Consider the following 7,560-nt stretch of genomic DNA (forward strand, 5'->3'; position numbering starts at 1 on the left):
CATCGGTTATTTAAATCAGTAGATGAGTTAAAGAATTTACTGGATAGATTGTTAAATCAGGGAGAACTAATAATTCAATGGGGACGAAAAGTAAAAAATAAAGGAAATGCTGCTATTGCAAACTAAATGTGGAACAGCTTAGTACACACAAGTAATACCATTTCACAAAAATCTTGATACAAATACAGGTGTGTAGAGACGTAGCAATGCTACGTCTCTACAAGATTCATATGTATCGCTATTAACGTGAAATGGTATAAGTTGGTGTTTTATTGTGCTACTAATGTAAAGGGAGTTAATCGTGGCAAGCAAATTGCCTGTAGGAAATTAGTAAATGGTGGGAAAATTAAAATTAAAAAATGTTTTCCTTTCATTAGGAGAACAACCAAGAGATTTTTTTATAAAATCGACGGTTGGTAGGATACTACCAAAATTGTCAACAAAATACCAACTGATTTGGTAAAACTATGCCGAGAAAAGAACAAGGATGGATTACATTTCAAACCTCTGAAGAAGAGCGAAAAATGCTGGAGGAGTTTTGTCAGCAATCTCAGCGCACAAAGACAGAGGTTTTGCGGGAATTTGTACGTAGTCTCAACAAGGAGTCTTCAGTATCTTCAGTTTCCCTAGTCTCATTACCAACCATTTCTAAAGCAGAAGATACTAGCACTGAACCAACAGAAGTTGCTACCCAAAAGAAACCATTAAAAGTTAGTTCCCGCAATGTTCTCAAAGGGGTTGTGACAAAAATCGTGAACGGGCCTGTCAATAGTGAAGTCACACTAGAGATTGTTCATAAAGTCCAGCTAACTTCCGTTATTACCAAAGTTTCCAGCGAAGAATTAGAACTGATGGTGGGAGAAGAAGCCTATGCTGTAATTAAATCTACAGACATAGTCATTGCCAAAGAATAAAGGCTAGAAGTATAATTAGGCACTCTTGTTTTAATTCTTAATCTTGGTTCAACTAATTAAGTATTATTACCGATGAATTAGGGTAAGATTTATTTGGCGATCGCTTATCTATATCCAAGTAATAATTCTTGTGTATCTTAGCCTGAAATACAGAAACTGAAGCCATCAATGGTAAATTGGCCATCAAAAGCACAGAAAGTGATACTGTAAATTTCATGAGCCTTCAGAGATAGGCGGGTATTGGGAGGAAGCACAGAATCAGAATTAGCGAGATTAGCTCCTGGTAATACTGTTTGAGTTAAAAGTTGGCGATCGCGATGATATGCAGAAAGCACTAAACGTTGTGAACTTGTGACCAAAGCACTAACCAATTGGACTGGTTGCAAAAAAGTAGCTTCTAAATATCCACCTTTCGGCGCTCCCATCAGTACCATCGAACCAGAGTTAGTCGGAAATGCAGGGTTTGAAGGCTGTATGGCGATACAATTATCAAAAACTACACCCAATTTTTGATACTGATGCTTTACTACTTCAAAGCATTTTAAGTCTTCTATATTTAAATCAATAGACTTAGGTTTAGACACCTTTTCAGTGTCAACTGCTCTATGCATTGGACTATGAATATCTTGGATATCAAAGTTATCAAGCATTAATTTTTGGTCTTCAAACTTTGGCTGTTGATCAGATTGAAGACAAGCTTGCTTTAACATGACACCCCACCTCAGTATTTTCTATAAAATCATCAGATTACTAACTATCAGGCACGAAAAAATATATTCTCAGAATGCACAAAATTTTGTTTTGAGAACTATTAGTTATTGGTGATTTTGCCTACAAGTATTACTGACGCTAAAAATCATCAGTATTGTTTCTGAATAGATTACCATAAACAAAAGCTGAGAGTTTTCTTCGTCAGTGATCGCTGTTACTAGTACAAATATTGGATTTATGGGATTTACAAGCCAAAAAACTTAAAACCTAGAAAAAAAAATTACTGAATCTTCACAACATAGTCAGTATTTTTACATCTACTTCACCAGAAGCATCGCTCAGGAAAACCAGAATTTAATCTGTCTTTGGAGGTATGTAGGGAGAGTGCGAGAGTGTGAGAGTGGGATTGTGGGGACGCGGGGATGCGGGGACAAGGGGGACAAGGGGGACAAGGGGGACAAGGGAGACAAGGGAGAATTATTTAACAAGTCTCTTCCCAATCCCCAATGACAAATGACAAATGACAAATGACAAATGACCAAAAACTATGTTTATACCATTAGGATTTGAACAACGTTCTGTGACTACTTCATTAGGCAGGATGGTTTACTATACTGCTGCTGGTCTACCTTGGCAAGAGACCAAAGTTGCTACCGAAGAATTAGAGACTCTGGTATTCTTGCACGGATTTGGTGGAGGTTCTTCTGCATATGAGTGGTCAAAAGTTTATCCAGCATTTGCTAGTGAGTATCGCATTTTAGCACCAGACTTAATCGGTTGGGGTCGCTCTGAGCATCCCGCACGAAATTACACAATAGAAGACTACTTGCTCACGATTCGGGAGTTTTTGCAACAAACTTGTACTGGCCCAGTCAGAGTGATTGCTTCATCTTTGACAGCAGCGTTTACTATTAGAGTTGCGATCGCTCACCCAGAATTATTTAAGTCTTTAATTGTGACTGTACCTTCTGGAATTTCTGACTTTGGACAAGATTACTCCCGCACTTTCTTTGCTCAACTCGTCAGTGTTCCTGTGATTGACAGAATCATTTACGCAACTGGAGTAGCAACAGAAAATGGTATTCGTAGCTTTCTCGAACAACGACAATTTGCTCGTCCTAACCGAATATATGAGGAAATTGTCCAAGCTTATTTAGAATCAGCCAAGCAACCAAATGCTGAATACGCCGCTTTATCTTTCGTACGCGGTGATTTGAGTTTTGATCTCTCACTCTACATTCAACAACTAACTATTCCTACCGCGATTATTTGGGGTCAAAAATCACAATTTACTAGTCCAGAAATTGGACGTCGTCTGGCTCAAATGAATCCGCAAGCAATTAAATTTTTCCAAGAGTTAGAAGAGGTGGGGTTGACACCACAATTAGAACTGCCAGCAGTTACAATTGGTTTAATTAGAAAATTCTTACCTCTGTTGACTGAATTACCAACACCCGTAACTTATTAAGAGAAATATACTAGTAGTCACAATACGGTTCGGTGAAGAATTTTTCTTCATAATTTTGGGTATGTAGAGACGTTGCAGTGCAACGTCTCTACAGGGTTTAATGTAGATCGGTTTGTCTGATCCGAACCGTACTGTAAGTTGTCGGGGATCTGTCTGTCTCAAGAGCAACAAAAAATTCTCTCAGCAAAAATAAACCTCGTCCATCTTGAAAAGAGGAGTTTTTCAAAAAGGACATTATGTAGGTTGGGTTACACTCCGTTCCACCCAACCTACAAAACTACAGTTCTCAAAGTAGACGTGGTTTATTTTTCTACTAGCACAAATTTTTAGTTACTATTTCCTGCTCTAATTTAATTTGATTATTTCCTGAAATACATTAGAAAGAGACTGTAATTATATTTACAGACTAAAAATATTCTTTTCAGGTCATAATATTCTTCCATGGAATTGCAATTTGAATCAACAGATATATTTGCTGACATCGACCCTCGACTACAAAGACTTCTCGAACGCAAAAGCCGAGGAATAACTATAGCTGCTACAACATCAACCGAAAAAGAAGAAGTTGCAGTGATTGCTAAAGTAAATAATCTCAAAGAATGGCTATCTATGAATGAAGTCTATCCGGGTGCTGACTTGGGTAGTACACCTAATGGTGAGCGAATTGTCACAGGTAGAATTCCAGTTTCCAGAATTAAACATATAAAAAAATCCAGTTGTGTTGTCAGCTTGAAACCAGCACAAGCACTCAAGCCAACTCTAGATATTAATATTAAAGAAACTGCTACTAAACAAGACCTCTCGCCGCAAAATTCTTTAGGAAAACAGGGAAGAGGAGTTGTAGTTGGTATTATTGATGTTGGTTGTGACTTTGTCCACAAAAATTTTCGCCATGCTGATGGTTCTACAAGATTGCTAGCTTTTTGGAACCAAGATGGTCATTCTAGTCGTAAAAGTCCCTATGGTTATGGTCAAGAATATAAACAGGATGAAATAAATCAAGCTCTTGAAGCAAGTGATCCTTATGCTACCTTGGGATATAAATTAGAAGATAGGGCGCACGGAACCCACGTTATGGATATTGCTGTGGGTAACGGACAAGGAAGTGGTTTTTCGGGTGTAGCTCCCGGCGCGGATATCGTGTTTGTCCAACTTTCTCAAAATGAATTTACTCCCTTGATTGAAAATGGTGAAAAAGCCGTAGAAAGTTGTTTTGGCGATACAGTGGCGCTGCTAGAAGCAATAAAATATATCTGTGATATTGCTGGCGATCGCCCTTGTGTGATTAATATTAGTCTGGGATTGTTCGGCGGCCCTCATGACGGTACAACTTTAGTTGAACAAGGTATTGATGCTTTAGTTTCCGAAAAGCCAAACCGAGCGATAGTAATTGCTGCTGGAAACAGCTATGATACAGGCATTCATGCATCGGGAATTGTCTTGCAGAATCATCACTTTGATCTCCAATGGCAAATTCCGCACCGAAATCCCAAACAGAAAGAAATAGAAATATGGTATGAGGGAGGCGATCGCTTCCAATTAGAAATTATTGCTCCCGATGCTACTAGTCTGGGTCGGGTGGATTTGGGAGAAAACGGAGAAGTGGTGGACATTGAAGACAACACAATCATCTTCTTTACTAACCGCCAGTCCGACCCGAACAACGGCGATAATGTCATTTGCGTATTTATGGAACCTGATTTACCGGGAGGAATTTGGACACTACGTCTCCACGGTGTTCAAGTCACCAATGGCAAATTTCACGCTTGGATAGAGCGTGAAGATAACAGCCAAACTCGTTTTCTTCCTCCCCACGATAATAGCCATACCCTCAACACAATTGCTTGCGGATATAAAAGCATTGTGGTTGGTTCCTACGACGATAGTAAAATCAATAAGCCTTTGTCATTTTTTTCTAGTTCCGGTCCCACTCGTGATGGACGACAAAAACCAGATTTGATTGCTCCTGGTCATCACATTTGGGGCGCTGCTTCCCGGACAGCGACTCAAGTTATTCGTATGTCTGGTACTAGTATGGCTGCTCCTGTTGTCACTGGTGCGATCGCTTTAATGTTGGCTGAAGCGCTTTCCTACAACAAATCACTCACCATTGATGAAATTCGTGATATTCTAGCTGCTAGTACTCGAAAGAATTTTCCTACAATCGACCAGCCAAAACGCTACGGTTATGGAGCGATCGACATAAATAGAGCATTGTTAACTGTGCGAGACAACGCCAGTTAGCTATGGTATTATGATTTCAGGCATAATTTAACTAAATTTTCCTGTAGTGTTATAATGGATGATTTGGTTTTAAACAAATGATGAAAAAACACTTACGCTTGATTAAATGTTCAGGCGATAAACTCAAAAAAATAGAGCCGAACACGGGAGATTGGACTCGACAAAGTGAGAGTCCTCAAGATCCAATTGCAATTACGGTGAAAGTTAATGAAGATGGTTATGTACCAAATTTTGTTAACCTCCGCGCCCAAATATCGCCGAAACTATTTACGGCAACAGTCACAGAAACGGATTTATATAGATTAGAAGCAGACCCACGGGTTATATCTTTAGGTACACCCAGACGTTTACATGCAACAATTTAGTTTCAGTTCGGCTAGTTTTGTGTAGAAGAGCATCAAAACTAAAGGCACCTGTCGTTATGACGTCTATTATTAAATCGTGGTTCCTTGTCTGTTTTAGCATCAATATTTACAATTCTTTACAAAAGGGTGGGCTATAAGCTCATCCTTTTAATTTTAGGGCTTTGGGGTTTTGGTGCTTTGGTGCGATCGCTCATTTGTTAAGGGCAAAATTTGGCGTAAAAAATCCAGAATTTCAGGTCTCATACACAAAATAAGGGTAATAATTACTAGATAGCTCTCCCTGTCCCCTGCAATGGAATATTTTATTTTTTTATTTGGAAATCTCTAAGATGACTAGTATTCCGCATCCAATTCAGTATCAGGGTAGTAAAAGGAATCTTGCTTCAAGCATTCTTAGGTTTATACCGAGCAAAATAGGGCGATTGGTAGAACCATTTTCCGGAACCGCAGCAATTAGTATTGCAGCTTCTTCTAAATGTATTTCTCAAGAATTTTGGATCAATGACTTAAATAAACCCCTGATTGAACTGCTGGAGTTGATTGTAGAGAAGCCAAATGAAATAGCCGATGCATATACTGATATATGGAATGACCAGCATAGTAATTCTATAGGTCACTATTTTCGGGTGAGAGAAGAGTTTAACAGAAACAATGATCCAAGACTATTTTTGTATTTGCTAGCTCGATGTGTAAAAGGAGCCGTTCGTTATAACTCTAATGGACTCTTCAATCAAAGCCCAGATAAAAGACGAAAGGGAACACAACCTGAAAAGATGAGAAAGAATATAGAAGGAGTTTCCAGACTTTTGCAAGGTAAATGTAAATTTACACATCTGGATTACAAAGATGTTTTAGCTGAAGTTCAAGCTAATGATTTTGTCTATATGGACCCCCCCTATCAAGGTGTCTGTGGAGATAAAGATTCAAGATATTTTTCTGGGATCGACTTTGATGATTTTGTTCTAGCTCTTGAACAATTGAATAGAAAAAAGATAGCGTTCGTAATCAGTTACGATGGCAAACGAGGTAATAAAATATTTGGCAATGAATTACCTAAAGAATTAGGCTTAAAGAAGATCGAAATAGAAGTAGGGCGATCATCCCAAGCAACATTATTGGGGAGAGAAGAAGTAACTGTAGAGTCTTTGTACTTATCATCAAATTTGCTCAAAGAACCTATTTTGACTATGGAGGGCTATATTAGCAGAGCGCCTAAACAGCCAACTCTTCCGGAACCATATGGACAATTTTCAACAGCTACCCGATGATTTCATACAGCTTTGTCGATCAGTGACTGCCAAAAGACCAAAAGCTGTCATTGACCATATTTTGCAATATGGTTTTATAACAACAGAAGAATTGAAGGAAAGATACGGATATAATCATCCTCCTAGAGCAGCAAGAGATGTCAGAGAACACGGAATCCCTCTAGAAACCTTTCGTGTAACTGGAAGTGATGGGAGGAGAATAGCTGCTTACAGGTTTGGAAATCTTACTAAAGCGAGATTTTCCAGATTATCCGGTAGAACAGGTTTATCGAAGCAGATAAAAGACAAGTTGATTAATAAATCCGGGTGTAAGTGTTTCATCTATTTGGAAGAAGTTGATGAACGAGAATTGCAGATTGATCACCGCGTTCCCTTTGAAGTTGATGGAGAGCCAGAGCTAGAGTCTGAAAACTTCATGCTACTTTGTGGCTCTGCTAATCGTGCAAAATGGGAGCATCCCAATTTTGCAAAAAGAGAGTGAAAAGACCAATTTATTCGCGATTATCTCTCGCGAATAAATGGGGGGCTGTACATCAACACAAGAATTCGAGAGAATTATTTGTGTTCAATCCCAAGATCAAGGCCAATGA

Annotated in this window: 7 protein-coding genes and 1 pseudogene; 7 read left to right on the plus strand and 1 reads right to left on the minus strand. The window is 38.8% G+C overall.

Annotation, left to right across the window (positions count from 1 at the left end):
* Together ACE1AT_RS14605 and ACE1AT_RS14610 are read left to right on the plus strand one after the other, a co-directional pair.
* Positions 1-126: pseudogene (locus ACE1AT_RS14605) on the plus strand (IS630 family transposase); the annotation flags it as partial.
* Between the two features lie 341 nt (positions 127-467).
* Complete coding sequence (locus ACE1AT_RS14610; RefSeq protein ID WP_374869484.1) at positions 468-914, plus strand: molybdopterin-binding protein; 447 nt, start codon at positions 468-470, stop codon at positions 912-914.
* A gap of 137 nt (positions 915-1,051) precedes the next feature.
* Here ACE1AT_RS14610 and ACE1AT_RS14615 read toward each other — a convergent pair whose 3' ends face one another.
* Positions 1,052-1,624, minus strand: a complete 573-nt coding sequence (locus ACE1AT_RS14615; protein WP_374869486.1) for a hypothetical protein — start codon at positions 1,622-1,624, stop codon at positions 1,052-1,054.
* Positions 1,625-2,172: 548 nt separating this feature from the next.
* On the opposite strand from ACE1AT_RS14615, the gene ACE1AT_RS14620 reads away from it, so the two are divergent.
* The 5 genes from ACE1AT_RS14620 (at position 2,173) to ACE1AT_RS14640 (ending at position 7,451) form a co-directional block, all read left to right on the plus strand.
* Positions 2,173-3,093, plus strand: coding sequence for an alpha/beta fold hydrolase (locus ACE1AT_RS14620; RefSeq protein ID WP_374869488.1), 921 nt, complete (start codon positions 2,173-2,175; stop codon positions 3,091-3,093).
* A gap of 441 nt (positions 3,094-3,534) precedes the next feature.
* Positions 3,535-5,337 (plus strand): S8 family peptidase, encoded by a 1,803-nt coding sequence (locus tag ACE1AT_RS14625; protein ID WP_374869490.1) that lies wholly within the window; start codon positions 3,535-3,537, stop codon positions 5,335-5,337.
* Between the two features lie 77 nt (positions 5,338-5,414).
* Positions 5,415-5,702 (plus strand): hypothetical protein, encoded by a 288-nt coding sequence (locus tag ACE1AT_RS14630; RefSeq protein WP_374869492.1) that lies wholly within the window; start codon positions 5,415-5,417, stop codon positions 5,700-5,702.
* Between the two features lie 329 nt (positions 5,703-6,031).
* The gene (locus ACE1AT_RS14635) at positions 6,032-6,970 is read left to right on the plus strand and encodes a DNA adenine methylase (protein WP_374869494.1); all 939 of its coding nucleotides are present in this window, start codon (positions 6,032-6,034) and stop codon (positions 6,968-6,970) included.
* Positions 6,942-7,451: a hypothetical protein gene (locus tag ACE1AT_RS14640; RefSeq protein WP_374869496.1), complete on the plus strand. Its 510-nt coding sequence runs from the start codon at positions 6,942-6,944 to the stop codon at positions 7,449-7,451. Before ACE1AT_RS14635 ends, ACE1AT_RS14640 begins: the two co-directional genes overlap by 29 nt.
* Positions 7,452-7,560: the final 109 nt, after the last annotated feature.

Source organism: Pelatocladus sp. BLCC-F211 (assembly GCF_041928655.1).
Lineage (GTDB): Bacteria > Cyanobacteriota > Cyanobacteriia > Cyanobacteriales > Nostocaceae > Pelatocladus.